General features: G+C 49.6%; 13 protein-coding genes. 11 read left to right on the top strand and 2 right to left on the bottom strand.

Annotated elements, in window-relative coordinates:
- The first annotated feature begins 141 nt into the window (after nt 1-141).
- From secA to BUA34_RS14535, 5 genes are all read left to right on the top strand, one after another.
- Nucleotides 142-3,111, top strand: coding sequence for a preprotein translocase subunit SecA (gene secA / locus BUA34_RS14555; protein WP_072830839.1), 2,970 nt, complete (start codon nt 142-144; stop codon nt 3,109-3,111).
- Nucleotides 3,112-3,241: 130 nt separating this feature from the next.
- Nucleotides 3,242-3,874, top strand: a complete 633-nt coding sequence (gene tmk, locus BUA34_RS14550; protein WP_072830837.1) for a dTMP kinase — start codon at nt 3,242-3,244, stop codon at nt 3,872-3,874.
- Complete coding sequence (locus tag BUA34_RS14545) at nt 3,871-4,971, top strand: metallophosphoesterase (RefSeq protein WP_072830835.1); 1,101 nt, start codon at nt 3,871-3,873, stop codon at nt 4,969-4,971. The genes tmk and BUA34_RS14545 overlap by 4 nt, the downstream gene beginning before the upstream one ends.
- A gap of 43 nt (nt 4,972-5,014) precedes the next feature.
- The gene (locus BUA34_RS14540; RefSeq protein ID WP_072830833.1) at nt 5,015-5,335 is read left to right on the top strand and encodes a nucleotidyltransferase family protein; all 321 of its coding nucleotides are present in this window, start codon (nt 5,015-5,017) and stop codon (nt 5,333-5,335) included.
- A gap of 16 nt (nt 5,336-5,351) precedes the next feature.
- On the top strand, nt 5,352-7,193 hold the full coding sequence (locus BUA34_RS14535; RefSeq protein ID WP_072830831.1) for an ABC transporter substrate-binding protein: 1,842 nt from the start codon (nt 5,352-5,354) through the stop codon (nt 7,191-7,193).
- 119 nt (nt 7,194-7,312) lie between these two features.
- Here BUA34_RS14535 and BUA34_RS14530 read toward each other — a convergent pair whose 3' ends face one another.
- Nucleotides 7,313-7,522 carry a hypothetical protein gene (locus BUA34_RS14530; RefSeq protein WP_072830828.1) on the bottom strand — a complete coding sequence of 70 codons (210 nt, stop codon included), beginning with the start codon at nt 7,520-7,522 and terminating at the stop codon, nt 7,313-7,315.
- 220 nt (nt 7,523-7,742) lie between these two features.
- On the opposite strand from BUA34_RS14530, the gene BUA34_RS14525 reads away from it, so the two are divergent.
- Complete coding sequence (locus BUA34_RS14525) at nt 7,743-8,678, top strand: tetratricopeptide repeat protein (RefSeq protein ID WP_254794507.1); 936 nt, start codon at nt 7,743-7,745, stop codon at nt 8,676-8,678.
- 154 nt (nt 8,679-8,832) lie between these two features.
- Nucleotides 8,833-9,597 (top strand): NYN domain-containing protein, encoded by a 765-nt coding sequence (locus BUA34_RS14520; protein WP_072830826.1) that lies wholly within the window; start codon nt 8,833-8,835, stop codon nt 9,595-9,597.
- A 14-nt stretch (nt 9,598-9,611) separates the two neighbouring features.
- Here the strand turns inward: BUA34_RS14520 and BUA34_RS14515 are convergent, their stop codons facing one another.
- Nucleotides 9,612-10,463, bottom strand: coding sequence for a hypothetical protein (locus tag BUA34_RS14515; RefSeq protein ID WP_072830825.1), 852 nt, complete (start codon nt 10,461-10,463; stop codon nt 9,612-9,614).
- Nucleotides 10,464-10,628: 165 nt separating this feature from the next.
- On the opposite strand from BUA34_RS14515, the gene BUA34_RS14510 reads away from it, so the two are divergent.
- The 4 genes from BUA34_RS14510 (at nt 10,629) to BUA34_RS14495 (ending at nt 15,263) form a co-directional block, all read left to right on the top strand.
- Complete coding sequence (locus tag BUA34_RS14510) at nt 10,629-11,819, top strand: ABC transporter substrate-binding protein (protein WP_254794506.1); 1,191 nt, start codon at nt 10,629-10,631, stop codon at nt 11,817-11,819.
- Nucleotides 11,820-11,822: 3 nt separating this feature from the next.
- Nucleotides 11,823-12,623, top strand: a complete 801-nt coding sequence (locus tag BUA34_RS14505) for a cyclic nucleotide-binding domain-containing protein (protein ID WP_072830821.1) — start codon at nt 11,823-11,825, stop codon at nt 12,621-12,623.
- 39 nt (nt 12,624-12,662) lie between these two features.
- The gene (purM, locus tag BUA34_RS14500; RefSeq protein ID WP_072830819.1) at nt 12,663-13,688 is read left to right on the top strand and encodes a phosphoribosylformylglycinamidine cyclo-ligase; all 1,026 of its coding nucleotides are present in this window, start codon (nt 12,663-12,665) and stop codon (nt 13,686-13,688) included.
- A gap of 219 nt (nt 13,689-13,907) precedes the next feature.
- Nucleotides 13,908-15,263: a glycosyl hydrolase family 5 gene (locus BUA34_RS14495; protein WP_072830817.1), complete on the top strand. Its 1,356-nt coding sequence runs from the start codon at nt 13,908-13,910 to the stop codon at nt 15,261-15,263.
- Nucleotides 15,264-15,974 lie beyond the last annotated feature (711 nt).

The raw sequence follows: 15,974 nt of genomic DNA, 5'->3' as shown, positions 1-15,974 counted from the left end.
CCGCCCGCATGATTTTTAAGGCGATTAGCCTATATTTCAAGTTGAAACGAAAAAATTGTGGCACATCTTTTGCTACTTTTAACCACGTTTAATTTTAAATCATGCCCGGCGGGAATCCGAGGGCAATTATAAAGGATAACCATGAGCATTGTAGATACAGTACTCCATAAGATTTTTGGTACACCTCATGAACGTAAGGTGAAGCAGCTCCGCCCGGTGATTGCAAAGATTCACGAAGCCTGTAAGGCCCTTGCAACGTTGGACGACGCTGAACTCGCTGCAAAGAGTGCGGAATTTCGCGAAAAACTGAATAACGGCGCAACGCTCGACGATATCAAGGTTGAAGCATTTGCGGTTTGCCGTGAAGCTTGCGACCGCCGCTTGGGTATCTTCAATATTTTCAAGCCGGAATTTGGCTTTGATTTTAGCCGCCTCGGCCCGGAACTTCAGGAAGCTGTGAACAAGGCTAAGGCCGAACTCGAAAGTGGTAAGAACGAATGGGAAGTCTACCTCCCGGCAGCTCTCTATGCTAAGGTTCGTGAACTCTATCCGGAATCTGTGAAGCCGTTCCGCATGTTGCCTTTTGACGTGCAGATGATCGGTGGCTTGGTGCTTCACGAAGGTGCAATTGCAGAAATGGCAACCGGTGAAGGTAAGACGCTTGCTGCAGCTCTCCCGGTTTACTTGAACGGTCTTTCGGGCCATGGCGTGCATGTGGTGACGGTGAACGATTACCTCGCTGGCCGTGACGCAAAGCAGATGGGCTTGGTCTATAAGTTCCTCGGTCTTACGGTCGGTCTTATTATCAACGGCCTCAATCCGGAACAGCGTCGCGAAAGCTACAACTCCGACGTGACTTATGGTACCAACAACGAATTCGGTTTCGACTACCTCCGCGACAACATGGCTGTTGAACCGAACCAGCTCGTGCAGCGCGAACTCAACTTCTGTATCGTTGACGAAGTCGACTCTATCTTGATTGACGAAGCCCGTACGCCGCTTATCATCAGTGGTCCGGCCGAAGACGCTACCGAAAAGTACGCAAAGGCAAACGAAATTTCGAAGCAGCTCGTCCGCAACAAGGACTTCTCTGTCGATGAAAAGGACAAGAACATCCAGTTTACCGAAAAGGGCGTGCTCCACATCCAGGACTTGATGCACATTACGAACCTCTATGGCGAACATGCCGATTGGGTTCACTTCCTCGATAACGCTCTCCGCGCCTGGTACCTGTTCGAAAAGGATGTTGACTACATCGTCCGTGATGGCGAAATCATCATCGTCGACGAAAACACGGGCCGTTTGATGGAAGGCCGCCGCTATTCCAATGGTATCCACCAGGCAATCGAAGCGAAGGAAAACGTGCCTATCCGTCGTGAAAACCAGACGCTTGCAACGATTACGTTCCAGAACTACTTCCGTATGTACAAGAAGCTCTCGGGTATGACCGGTACGGCAGAAACCGAAGCAACGGAATTTATCAAGATTTACAACATGAACACGTGGGTCATTCCGACGAACAAGCCGTGCATCCGTAAGGACTTGCAGGACCTCGTTTATAAGTCCGAAGATGCCAAGTGGCGCGCCATTGTTGCTGAAATCAAGGAACGCCATGCGAAGGGCCAGCCGCTCCTCGTGGGTACGGCTTCCATCGAAAAGTCTGAAATCCTCCACGGCATGCTCGAAAAGGAAGGCATCCCGCACGAAGTCTTGAATGCCAAGAACCATGGCCGCGAAGCTGAAATCATCCAGTACGCAGGTCATAAGGACAAGGTGACGATTGCAACGAACATGGCTGGTCGTGGTACTGACATTGCTCTCGGACCGGGAGTGACTGAACTCGGCGGTTTGCATGTGCTCGGTACTGAACGTCATGAATCTCGCCGTATCGACAACCAGTTGCGCGGTCGTTCTGGCCGTCAGGGTGACCCGGGTTCTAGCCAGTACTTCCTCTCCCTCGACGATAACTTGATGCGTATCTTCGGTGGCGACAACGTCAAGAACCTCATGAACCGTTTTGGCGTGGGCGAAGACGAAGTGATTACCCACCCGATCGTTTCCCGTTCTATCCGTGGTGCACAGCGCCGCGTCGAAAGCCAGAGCTTCGATATCCGTAAGCACTTGCTCGACTACGATAACGTGATGAACGAACAGCGCAAGGTGATTTATGGGCTCCGCCGTCGCATCCTGAACGGCGAAGACATCCGTGACGAAATCATGAACCGCATCGAAGATGCTTGCGATATCAAGGTTTCCGCATACATTCCGGCCAAGAGCTATCCGGAACAGTGGAAACTCGAAGACTTGCATGCTGACTTGCAGCGCACGCTCGGCATGGAATATAATTTGACGCTTGAAGATGCAGTGACGAAGACACCGGAACAGGTGCTCGATGAAATCATCGACCTTTGCAAGGTGCGTTACGACAAGCTCACGAAGATTATTCCGGATGCTGACTTCCGCAATATCGAACGCCGCTTCCTCCTCATGACGATTGACCAAGTTTGGAAGGAACACTTGTATGCTATGGACCAGTTGAAGGATGCTATCCGCTTCCACGGATACGCCCAGAAGGATCCGCTGATGGTGTACAAGAACGACGGCTTCAAAATGTTCGAAAGCTGCCTCGAAAAGATTGCAACGCTTACTGCTCTCCGCATTTTGAACATCCGCATCACGCTCCCGAACGGTGTGACGGTCTCTCCGGACCAGCTCCAGCTCAAGAGCCAGGAACAGATTGATGCCGAACGCAAGGCCGCTGAAGAAGCTGCTGCTAACGCAGGTGAAAATGGCGCCTCCGACGTCATTGCGAGCGAAGCGAAGCAATCTCAAGAAGCTTCTGAACAGTTGAGTGCCGATGGCGCCAAGGCCGCAGGCCTCGCCGGTCAGGCTGCATCTTCCGAGACGAATGCTCTTTCTGAAGATCAGCAGGCTCAGCCGATGCCGCAGAGCGCGCTTCCGGGCACTCGCCCGAACCGTGTGAACCCGGCTCTCGCTGCCGCGGTGAAGCGCGCCCAACAGCAGGCTGGTGCAAAGCTCGGTCGCAATGACCTCTGCTGGTGCGGTTCTGGCCTCAAGTACAAGAAGTGCCACGGCAAGGACGTGGAATAGGAGAGGTTGTAGGTTATAGGGGACAGGTATTAGGAAAAGTATCATGCACTTCGTGCATCTGTGTAAGGCGGCGTAGCCGCGATTATCTGAACCTAATACCTAATACCTAAAACCTAATTCCTAAAATCACATGCAAACAGCGAAGAAATTTTTCAGCCTCGAAGGCATTGATGGTTCCGGCAAGTCAACGCAAATTGACTTGCTGGTTTCTGCACTTGAATCCGAAGGTTACAAGGTTGTGCGTTTGCGTGAACCTGGTGGCGCGAAAATTTCTGAGCGCATTCGTGAGCTGCTCTTGGATCCTGCATTCAAGGGCATCATGGCTGACGATACCGAACTCTTGTTGTACAATGCTGCACGCGCCCAGGTGATTCACGAAATCATCCAGCCCGCGCTTGATGCAGGTAACATCGTTATCGCCGATCGTTTTGCGTGGAGCACATTTGCTTATCAGGGCTACGCCCGTGGGATTGGTGCAGACAAAGTACAGCGCCTCACAGAACTCACGTGCGGCGGTTGCTTCCCGGAACTTACCGTGGTGCTCGACTTGACTGTCGAGGCAAGCCGCAAGCGCATGGCGACTCGTGGCGGAGCACCTGACCGTCTTGAAAGCGAAAAGGCGGAATTCTTTGAACGCGTCCGTGAAGGCTACTTGGCCGCCGGCCGCGATTACAGCGATGTCGTGAGTGTTGTCGATGCCGACCGTACTCCCGATGATGTCCATCGTGATGTCCTTTCACTCATCCAGGCGAAACTGAAATGATATTCTTTTTTATTCTCATTTTCGGCGTGTTTTTCCTGTTCATGAATGTCAGGAATGTAGCGCCAGGAATCAAGGGGAGCATTATTGCCGGTATTTCGGTAATCCTCCTCCCTGTATGTTTTCTGTTTAGGACAAGTTATTTTGCTTCGCTTGGCATGTCGTTTTTTGCGGTATGGCTTTGTGAAGCCTTGATGCTTTATATCCTCTGGTGGGTTGTCCGCGGCATCCGCCGTGCCATCGTAAAGAAGCCGATTAACCCACGCCTTGTCATTTCAGTATCGAGACTTTTGCTTTTTGTCTCTGTGCTCCTTGCAGTCATATTCCGCATTGTGGGTGTGAGCGCAAATGATAATTTCCATGTTCGTAGCTTCAAGGTGGCTATTCCGACAGAACGTGAATTTACGGCGGTCTTCTTTAGTGACCTCCACATCGACCCGTTATCCAACCGCGAAAAGATGGAACGCATTGTGCACGTGTCCGACAGTCTTCACCCGGACTTGGTTCTTTTTGGCGGTGATTTTGCAGATGTTCTGGATTCGACGCTATCTGCTTGGGAATATGACTTTTTAGTGCAAAAGTTGGCGGCAACTGCCAAGGTGGCTGCAATTGCTATCGACGGAAATCATGAAGGGTTCATTGAACGCGAAGGTGGCGACTACAAAAAATGGATGCAGAATAACGGCTTTGTCGTGCTTGAAGATTCTACGGTCTGTACGTCGTTTGCCTGCATTACTGGTCGTGTAGACTACAGCGTTGCCAAAATGCGCGATGTCGAACGCAAGCCGCTTTTTGATTTGCGCCCTCCGATGGAGGCTACAAAGCTCCCCTGGTTGCTCTTGGATCACCAGCCGCGTGGCATCGAAGAAGACCACCCCGGTCGTCGCCCCGACTTTGCCATGTCCGGCCACACTCACAATGGGCAATTCTTCCCGGGAACAGTAATTATTAATTGGGTCTGGCGCCTTGCATACGGTCTTGGCGAGCTGGATCAGGTCAAATGGCTAGTCTCTAGCGGTGTTGATTCATGGGGACCGCCTGTCCGTGTCGGTAGCGATACCGAAATTTGGTTCCTCCGTTTTGTGCCTGACAGACTTTAATGTCATTCAGTGTCAAAATACATTAACTATATTTGAAACAACTATGACTCTTTGTTTAGAATCGGATCAGTTAGAAACCGTACAGAGAATACTTGGGCTCCATTTTGAGGGCTTTGAAGTTTGGGCGTACGGCACGCGTGTCACGGGTGTGGATTTGACCCCGGATACGGATTTGGAATTGGCAGTCATTTCGGATTCTCCTATTGCCCTCGATGATATGACTTCGGTGGAGAAGGCGTTTGTCGAAAGCGGACTCCCGTTCCGCGTAGATGTAATCGACTGGTCTAAGCTCCCTGAATCTCTTCAAAAGCAAATCAAGAAAGAACATTTTGTAATACAGGAGGCCGCCGATAGCTTCCAGTAAGACGGCGAGGTTAAATATGAATCGCTTGTTTCCTCTATTTCTAGCTGCAATTCTTTCGACTTCGGTTTTTGCACAGGACGATGTCGAAAAGGTAAAGCAGGTGGTCAAGAGTGGCCGCTGCTCGGATGCGATTGCTCCGCTGCAAAAAATTTATGGTTCTTCGTTCCGTAAGCTCGAAGGCGAAAAGGCTTCTGTCATGCTGGCGGAATGTTACCTCCGCACTGGCAAGAAAGACGCCGCTCACGATGTGGCATCTCGCTTCTTGGAATACCATGTGAAGTCCGCTTACCGCGAACGTATGGAACTTGCCCGTGCTGTTGTCGATGTCGAAAAGGGCTCCGTGTTCGATGGCGTCGAAGCTATGCTCCGCGTGCTTTCTTACTCGACCAATCCGGCTGCCCGTTCCCATGCAAAGGATGTAGTTATCCAGACATTGGCTGCTTCGCTCCTTACGGCCGACCAGCTCCAGTCCTTGCTCGAAAAATATCCCGTCGACCGCGAAGTGATGGGATGGATGCAACTCCAGATTGGCCGCGAATGTCAGAATGCCAAGCGCTACCGCGCTGCAAGATATTGGTACAAGAAAGTCCTCAAGACTACCTCTTCCGAAAACTTGCAGAAGACCGCCAAGAAGGGTATCAGCGCTCTTGAAGGTCTCGGTGCAGGCCTTCCGACTGTTCTCGTTCTTGCTCCGCTTTCTGGTGATTACGCAGAATTCGGTGCCGCCGCCGTTCAGGGTTCTCTCCTTGCTTACGAACAGGCTGGACTCAAGGGCAAAGTGAATATCATTTTCCAGGATACGCATGCCGATGCTGCTATCGCTCTCATGCGCACGCAGCGTGCTGTCAATCAGGATAGCATTATCGCTATTGTCGGTCCTATCATGAGTGCTCCGGCAACGGCTGTGGCTGCATGGCTTGGTGCAAACTTCCAGCATGTGCCGATGCTTACCCCGACTGCAACCGATGCAGGCATCGCAAAGCTTGGTCCGAATATTTTCCAGGTGAATATCACTATGGATATCCTCGCTCAGACCATTGCAGACTTTGCTATCAAGTGCCTTGATATCCGCGAGTTTGGCGTGATGAGCCCGCTTGGCGAATTCGGTACTGCTATGTCTGAAAGCTTTACCAAGGCTGTTGAACGCCGTGGCGGTGCAGTTGTTGGTTTCCGTAATTACGAAGAAGGTCGTCCGGACTACAAGACGGAATTCAATCTTCTCCGTGATGTTCGCTTTACTCAGGAAAACCGCCGTCGCAATATTGCCAAGGGCTTGAGCGACCTCAATACCGTGAATCCGAGAGATCGCAAGATTTACCTCGCTGATTCTACTAGTGATTTCCCGGGCCTCTTTATTCCGGCTACAAACCCGGCTGATGCAGGCGCTATGGTAAGTCAGGCTGCATTCAACAAGGTTTCTGGTACATATCTTGGAACGTCTGGCTGGTATGGCCGTGAACTTTTGATTCAGGGCAAGCGCCTTGTTGAAGGTTCTTTCTTCAGCGTTCCGGATATCGATATGAACAAAGGAAATGTCGCCTATACGAACTTTGTAAAGGACTTTACAGCTCGTTGGGGTGTTGAACCGGGTGAAGATAAAGTAAGTGGCCTTAGCTACGATGCTGCAAATATCATCTTCACGGCCTTGAATGCTATTACGGGCAAGCAAGACGACATGACGCATTATATCAATGCAACGAAGGACTTCAAGGGTATTTACGGTGACATCAAGTTCCGTCGTGGTGCAAATGCCAATACGCGAATCGTGACCGTGAACAAGGGCAAGTTCGAAGTCGTCACCACTTGCGAAAAGCAGGATGCGGCTGAAAAGGGTGCAAAGTCCAAGAAAAAGAAATAATTGACTTGTCATCCTGAGGGTAAAGCCCGAAGGATCCATAATTTCTCGTTTAAAAAAAAGAGCCCTGTGGTTAAAACCACAGGGTCTTTTGCTAGGAGGAGAATTATGCCCTATCCCTGTCAGCAGCATGCTGCAATGCATGCTGCCACAAAATCTGCCGATTCACCTTGCTGGTAGTAGGCGTAAAGGTTCGAGTCATCCATGACATCTTCGAGGTTTACGCCGCTTGTGGAGGTCAGTTCATCTTTAATCCGTTCCTTGAAGGTTTGGAACCCCGTATGGAACAGGTAGTAAAGAGCCGTGGTCTGCGTTTTTTGGAGCATCTTCATGGAAACCTCCGTTTTTTTATAAATCTCTCATTCCAACTCGTTCTAACTTCCCTTGCATCAACAACTTAGAATTCAAAAATGTCTAAAATTGTTGATAAAATGTTTATTTCTTATTAGTATCTATTGTATTTATACATTTTTTTACATTCAGAAACAAGCCCTAGCCATATTCCAAAGTGGAATGTGGTGATGCAGGTCGAAAGTTTCTAAATTGTCCATAATGCTAAAGAGATTCATCGTTCCGCTTTTAATGGTCGCCGGCATTTCGTTTGCCGACGAAAATACTTTTGCGCTTTCTCCGGCCCAAAATGAACTTGCCGAAAAGATTACGCAAAAGACGATGGAACTTAACTATGTCGAGGCATTCAACTTGGCCCGCAAGCTCCGCCTAGAAAACGATGGCGTTGGCTGCGTGTTCCAGAACATCATCCGCGTAAGCATGTACGACGACAAGGGCGATACCACGTCGCTCAAGGTTGCTGCCAAGAATCTTGAGACCTGCAAGACCGAAGGCTTGTGGGATGCGCTCCGCAATTTCGAGATTGGCTATGTGCTCACGGAAACGGGACATTCTGTTAAGGGTGCTATGCAGACCCGCTCGGCGGCGAATCAATTTGAAGAAGCCAAGGATTTTGAGTCGAAGGCGTTTTACTCTATCTATGCCTATTACGTCGACAACAGCTTTGGCTGGCTCCCGTTCAAGTCGGATAACCGGGAATCGTACCTCAAGATTCTTGATTCCGGTTCATTGCGCTCGGCCCGGTTTTGGCCGTTGTTCCTGACACCGCTTATATGGATGCACTACGACCGCAAGGATTTCAAGACGGGTCTGTCCCTTGCCGAACGCGGACTTAAAAAAGCACCGAATCATCCGGTGATGCTCCAAATCAAGGCCGATATGCTTTACAGGTTGAACCGTTACGATGAGGCTGCAGCCATTTACGAAAAGAGTGCCGCCGACTATCTCGAACGTACCGGAAAGACAATTCGCTATTGGTGTTCTATCTTGAATCTCATCCGCATTTATCATGACGCGGGTGACGAAGCCAAGGCTAATGAACAGCGCAAAAAACTTAATGACCCGGACTACCAAAAGCAAAAGAAATGGATGCCGGGCTCGCTTCTTGACGATCTCAACGACCGCAAGTTGATTTAAGTAGCAAGTAGACAATGGTTAGGGAATTGCAGTCCTCACAGCTAGAGTGGGGACTTTTTTGAATGTTAACAAAAATTATCGCATAGATTTTAGTACAAGCCCGGTAAAAAAGCGTGTTAATAAGTAGAAGCTCATTAACATATCAGGAGGCTTTATGTCGAGCAAATTATCTGTATTGCGTGTCGGTTTTTTCTTGGATGGTTACACGCTAAAAAAAGTGAACGAGTATTATCTCAAGTATCATCGTTACCATGCCCGCCTTGACTTCAGGGCGTTAAAGGGGTGGGTGAGGGATTATGCCGTAAGGCTTTTGGGCAGGGAGGCTTGTCCGGTCGAGGTGGAGGCGCATTACTATCATCCGTATGTCCGGAGTACTGATGTCGCGGAATTGTCCACTGGCGACGGGATGGATCGCTTTGAAAAGCAGCTTACGCTTGCAGGTTTCGAGGTCCATTATAACACGTCTGATCATGCCAATAAAATGGGACCGAACATGCAACTGGTCGAGGATGCGTACCTTTATGCATATTACCACAAGATTGATGTTCTTGTATTGCTCAGCACGCAGGGGCAGTATTCGACATTGCCGGAGCGGCTCAAGCGGGAAGGTGTCCCGATGCTTCTCCTAGGTTGGAACTTCATGTACGAAAAGGATAACACGACCGTTTGTTGGAAAACGGATTCGTGCTTGCGTGAACTAAGTGGTTATTATGTCGCTATGGAGGACGTTGCCGAAAAGTATCCGCCCAGGCATGGAGTTGCTAGGAATTTGTTCATGCTGCCGTACAGTGCACGCCCTTCACATTCAAGTCCATGGCGTACTTACCTAAAAAAATTAGTGGATTCAATCGATGATTCACACAGCGGGTTCGAAAAGGCTAGTTATGAAAAAAGCCCCGCGTTAGCGAGGCTCGGCTGAGAATTAAGTTGTTGTTAAATCTTGTCCAATTGTTTCTTGGCCCAGGGGCTTAGGAACGTCCAAGTGAAGCGAAGACCTACAAACCAGGTATCGCCATCGTTGTCGGTATTGAATATTGTCGTATCGAGGTTTGCGCCTTCGACGTTGAGTTCGTTGTATCGAACTGCGCGGTAACCGCCATAGAGACCGATCGAGAACTGTTCGAACTGGAGTCGAGCTTCAAGTTCGGCATTGAACGTGGCGGCCATGGTGCTGTAGTAACGGTCGCGCATGATAGTCTCTTCATTGGAGGACTTGTCCGTGACGACGTAGTTGGACGTGAAGTGGATGTTCATCATGTTGAATCCGATACCTACTGCCGGAATCAAGTTGAAGAATGCATCTTCGCCGAGCGTCTTCCACCCGAACATCCAGTCGACGCCGTAGTTGAACCAGCGTGCGTCGTAGAGGGGGAATGCTGCCATATTTCCGCTTGTGTCAATGGCGGTCATGGATTTTCTCGGACGTTCAGAAACCTGCGTGATTGCAAAGTTGATGTTGAACCAGGTCATGAACTGCTTGTACTGTGCACCGATATTGAAGTGCAAGTTCGGGTAGAACTTGTTGAACTTGCTGTACTTTGCAGAACCGTAGTATAGGGAAGTGTCGCTGCCGTTCTTGTTTTTGAGTGCTGCGTTAGCAAGGGCGACTGTATTTATGTAGTCGTTGAATGCGGGGAACATGCCGCGGAAATCACCACCGAAGGAAACGAAGCCACGGATGTGGTCTTTGTCGTAAAATCCTTCTTCGGCAGCAGATGAATTAGTGGCAAATGCAAGAATGCTAAATACCACAGCCAAGCATAAAGAGGCTATTTTTGTCTTCATAAAGGCTCTCTCCTAATAGGTATCTTCAAAAGAGATATTAAGTCAAACAATAAAATACATTATCTTCCGGTTTTGTGCATGAAAATTTACGATAGAATGATGAAAAACGGTAAAATAGGCCCATTTTCGCATTTAGTTTTGCCAATTTTGTGTTTTTTGGGCGCCTTGACGGGGATTTTCCTTGTAACAGGGTGCAATAGCGATAAGCAAGATACGAAGGTGGTCACATGCAACGAGGCGGTACATTTTGAGCAGATTGGGAGTGATTATTTCTCGATTGGCCGGTTGTGCGGAGCGGATGTCGCTGTTGTGCGTTCTGTGCTCGGTAAGGATACTATAGTCCATAAGTACGTGATGATGGATTCTGCGACCGCAAGTTTAGGGACGGATTTGCGCCGCCGTGGTTTCCCGGAAGAATGGCAGTCTGCATTTGTGTTGCGCGTTCCGCTCAAGCGGGTGGTTACTCTTTCGACTGCGCAGGTCGGATACATGCTCAGGCTCGGGCTTCGCGACAACATTATCGGCGTCTCGGATGGCCAGTACATTGTAGATAGTATTTTGTATGAACGGGCAAAGCAGAACGCTGTTGCAAGTATCGGTTATGATGCTAGCGCCTTGGAAAAGCTCATGGCGTTAAGTCCGGACTTGGTTCTTGACTTTACGACAGGCGGTGATTATGATAATTACGAACAAATTGCAAGAACAAGTTTGCCATTGATGCTCACTTCGGAGTGGCAAGAAAATACACCGCTTGCAAAACTGGAATGGATTAAGTTGTACGGAATCCTTTTCGGGATTCGCGCACAAGCCGATTCGATTTTTGAACAAGAGAAGAATAAATACGAAACGCTAAAGGCCTTGATTGCTGCTCCTGCGGCCCGCAATGATGAAATAGCTTTGAATTCCCATTGTCCTCGCGTTCTTGCCGGTATGTCCTATGGCGGTGTCTGGCATGCTTCTGGCGGCAATAGCTTTACCGCGAATCTTGTTCGCGATGCGGGTGGCTGTTACCTGTGGGCATCCGATACGTCCCGCGAACTTACTTTCTCGTTCGAACAGGTCTATGCGCTTGCCGATAGCGTGGACATGTGGGTGAATCCGTCTGCATTTGGTACTGTCGATGAAATCCTCTCGCTGGAACCTCGCGTAAAGAATATCAAGGCATTCAGGGAGAAGAAAATTTTCCAGAATGACGGGCGCAAGGGGCCTGGGGGTGGTAACGATTTTTACGAAGGGGCCATCACTCGACCGGCGGAACTCCTTTGGAATCTTACAAAATGCATAAAAGGCTCCGTTCCGGGTGTAAATTCGGTAGATACCAGTTACAAATGGTACAGAAATATCTATAATTTTTAGCGTATGATGTCACACACAGGTATTGGAGATTGGATCGCCGCTCAGTATGATCTTGGTGTACCGTTTTTGCAACAGGTCCCGAGGGATTATGCGGATTATCTTCTTTTGAATTCGCAGATCCGCGAATATGATACTGGCGAGATTATTCTCCAGGGCGGAGTTGAAGGCGATTCCTTCTGCGTTTTGCAGAGCGGACGCGCTACTATTTGTGGTCAGATTTTACCAGATGGCCATTATAGCGCGCTTGCGACTTTGGAAAGCGGCTCCTGTTTTGGCGAAATGTCTATCCTGTGTAATGAGCCTACTGGCAATACGGTTATTGCCGCTGAAGATGGTTGCACGGTTCTTCACATTCCGAAGGCGGAATTCGTGAAGTTCCTCGACAAGAATCCGAACGTCGTGGTTTACCTTTACAAGGTGATGGCGGATCGCCTCCGCGCAAAGAACCAGGCGTTTGACGAGTTTGAACGTTTGTCGCTTTTGGCTTCGGCAAAGGTGCTTCCGTTTATTGATTTTGCTCAGACAATGGAAAAGAGCCACATTACAGGAACGGTTATTTTCGAATGTGCTGGAGAGTCGGGTTTTATCGCTTTCCAGGAAGGTCGAATTTGCTGCGCTAAGTGCGGAAAACTTGCTGGTCCGGATGCTCTCGAAAAGATGCTTTCGTGGGGCGACGAGACGCTGTTCAAGCTGGATACGCACGTGATGCCGGATGTGGTCAACATCAACCAGATGACGGATACGACAAGCCTCATCCTTGATGCACTCAGAAATATTGATGAAAAACAAAGTGCCCGTAAATAGGGCCAAATCGCTGCCCGCTCGTAGGGCAAAGGAAAAAAGATGAATTACGCAGACGCAGGAGTTTCCTTGGCACGTGCCGATGAGGCAATGGTCGGTGTCAAGAAGTCCGTACGTACCACATTCAACCAGGGCGTTCTCGGCGACGTGGGCAACTTCGGTGGCCTGTTCACTCTGAACCACCTCGGCATGAAGGACCCTGTCCTCGTGAGTTCCGTCGACGGTGTCGGCACCAAGCTCAAGGTCGATATCGAAATGGGTACGCATGAACTGCCGGGTCAGGACATCGTGAACCACTGCTGCGATGACATCTTGGTGCAGGGTGCACGTCCTTTGTTCTTCCTCGACTACGTGGCAACGGGCCGTCTTGAACCGGGTGTCATGGACAAGTTGGTTGCCGGTATGGCAAAGGCTTGCCGCGAAAACGATCTCGTGCTCATCGGTGGTGAAACTGCTGAAATGCCGGGCTTCTATGGTCCGGGTGACTACGATATCTCCGGTACTATCGTGGGTGTCGTGGAACGCGAAAACATCATCGACGGTAAGAAAATCAAGCCGGGTACGATTATCCTCGGTCTCCCGTCTACGGGTCTCCATACAAACGGCTATTCTCTTGCTCGTAAGGTCCTCTTTGACGTGGCCGGCTACAAGGTCGACACTGTCGTGGACGGTATGGACAAGTCCATCGGCGAAGCTCTTGCAACTCCGCACCGCAGCTACTATCCGAGCCTCATCGATCTTTGCAACAAGAAGAAGATTCAGGGTCTCGCTCACATCACCGGTTCTGGCTACCAGGGCAACATTCCGCGTATCCTTCCGGACAACGTTGATGTGATTATCGACCGCACCACGTGGGATCCTCCGATGATCTTCAAGCTCATCCAGCAGGCTGGCTCTGTTGAAAAGGACGAAATGTACTCCACGTTCAACATGGGCATGGGCATGCTCATCTTCATCGACCCGGCTGACAAGGCTGAAGTCGTTGCTCACCTCGAAGCTAAGGGTGAAAAGTGGACACAGATCGGTGAAGTCGTCGCTGGCTCCAAGCAGGTGAAGTTCCGCGACTAGTCATTAGTAGTTGGTCATTGGTTATTGGTTTAAATAATCGCGCCTTTGGCGCCTAACTAAGGCTGATGACTATTGGCTAATAGCTAATAACCAAAAGGCTTGCGTGTAAAGCGCGGCCTTTTTTGTTTCTTCTCACATATCTGCTTTTAAAAAACTTTTTTTTGTGCCTTTTCTTACAAGAAAATCTAGTTTTAGAAGAGGTGTGTAAAAAGGAAAATTATGAAAAAAGCTTTATTGAGTTCTTTATGTGTCGCAGGTGCTGTGGCCATGTTTGTTGGTTGTGGTGATGATGCCGCTACGCCGTTTGCTCCTACGCCGGCTTCGTCGTCGAGTTTAGTTTGGGATAACCAAAGCAGTTCTAGCAATGGCGCGAATAACAATTTAGGTTCTAGTTCTTCTGTGGTGCCGGAATCTAGTGTCTCTAATCCAGGTTCTAGCTCTTCCGTTATTGTTCCGCCGGGCTCTAGCTCCAGCGTGATTCCTTCTTTGTCGAGTTCTTCTGCTAATCCGACATCTAGTGCAAATCCAACTTCTTCTGCAACGGAGAGCTCTAGCAGCAACGCTCCGAATCTCGACGAGAATGGTTTCCCGACTCTTGAATCTTACGGTCCGCCTCCTGAGTCTTATACCAAGGACATTCTGAGCAATGGCAAGACCGGTTGGAGCAGCCGTTATTGGGATGCTTGCAAGCCGCACTGTTCTTGGCTTAGCAGTGTTGATACCTCGAGCGAGGAGACTTATCAGGCCGGTCGCACCGTGGCGCGCAACTGCAATATTCACGACGTAGAAGTTCCTGCATTTACGCTTGGACATGCAGTACAGCAATACTGGATGGGTTACGAAGGCACGAATAGCGCTTGCGTCAACTCGAATGCCGGTGGTACTTATACTTGTACGGACATGGCACCTATCCAGGTGAACGAGAATCTTTCTTACGGCTACGTGGCGGGTTCTGGTGGTCTTCACAAGTACGGCTGTGGCAAGTGCTACCATTTGCAATATAATGGCGGCAACCATGCTAATGATGTCAAGGCGACCCACAAGGCACTTAAGGGTAAGCATATTGTGGTGATGGTTTCCAATATCGGTTACGATGTGGAAGATGGCCAGTTTGACTTGATGGTGCCAGGTGGTGGCGTGGGTGCCTTCAATGCTCTCTCTACTCAAATTGGTGTGCCTGCTAGCGGTCTTGGTGCCAATGGCGGTGGATTCTTGTCAGAATGTCAGATCTCTCTTGGTTGGGATAACACCGTGGAAGCTTATCAGCAATGCGTCCTCAATAAGTGCGACGAGGTCTTCAAGGACTGGCCGAACCTGTTGCGCGGTTGCCGCTGGTATGCGGAATGGTTTATGGCTGCCGACAACCCGACATTCAACTGGGAAGAGGTGGAATGCCCGCAGTACCTCATTGACCACTATATGACCAAGTTCAATACGACCAAGGAAAATCGCTGGCGTTGGCATGACGATTGGTCTGATTACAAGAAAGGCGACGTGCTTGACACGGTTTACTGCTGGAAAGATGGTGAAAACCCGAATGACCCGAATGGCAAGGGTGCTGGTTGTCAACCGTAATTTTAAAAAGATAATTTGTTGTAAAAGTCGCAAATCGCGAACAAAATTCAACAATTGCAATCGAAAACGTCCCGGAAGCTCCGCTCTCGGGCGTTTTTTTTACCCCGTCACACTGAACGAAGTGAAGACAACCTCAAAAGGCGAGCATCGCGGCCATACTTGTATGGACATGACCGAGCCTAAGAGGTTGGGGCTTGCCCCCATCCAGTCGTTTCTTGCTTTTGTCACCCCGGATTTATTCCGGGGTCGCCTTTTTTACTCCGTCACGGTCTTGTCATGCCCGCCACCGAGCGGGCACCTCCCTTTAAAAAATGCGCGACATGTCATGTTTTTTGAAAAAAAACATTAGGTGCTTTGACGCAAAACGTCATGGCGGGCCCCGTCCGCCATCCCCTGGCCGTGGCGCCCCGAAGATTTCTGTTTACAGAATGTGAATAATCTGTCGTGCCGCGGCGCACATCCCGTTTTTTCCGAAAAAAGTGAAAAAAAGTGAAATTTTTTCACTTTTACCCCTTGCAAAGTCATCGTAAAATTCTATAATTGGCGCCGTTCCTGAGAGACGAGGCCGAAACGAAGAAACGAAAGCCGAGAACGAAGGGAAACACGAAAGCCCGCGAGACTTTCGGGAAGATTGAAGGAATCGGAGATGTGCTTAGTGACGGCCCAAGAAAATTTCTTGGAAGTCAAATTAATCAAGAGGCGAGAGTCGCG

The organism is Fibrobacter sp. UWB12, assembly GCF_900142485.1.
GTDB lineage: Bacteria > Fibrobacterota > Fibrobacteria > Fibrobacterales > Fibrobacteraceae > Fibrobacter.
Note: the sequence above shows the minus strand (reverse complement) of the source record. Positions and strands in the feature narration are given on the sequence as shown.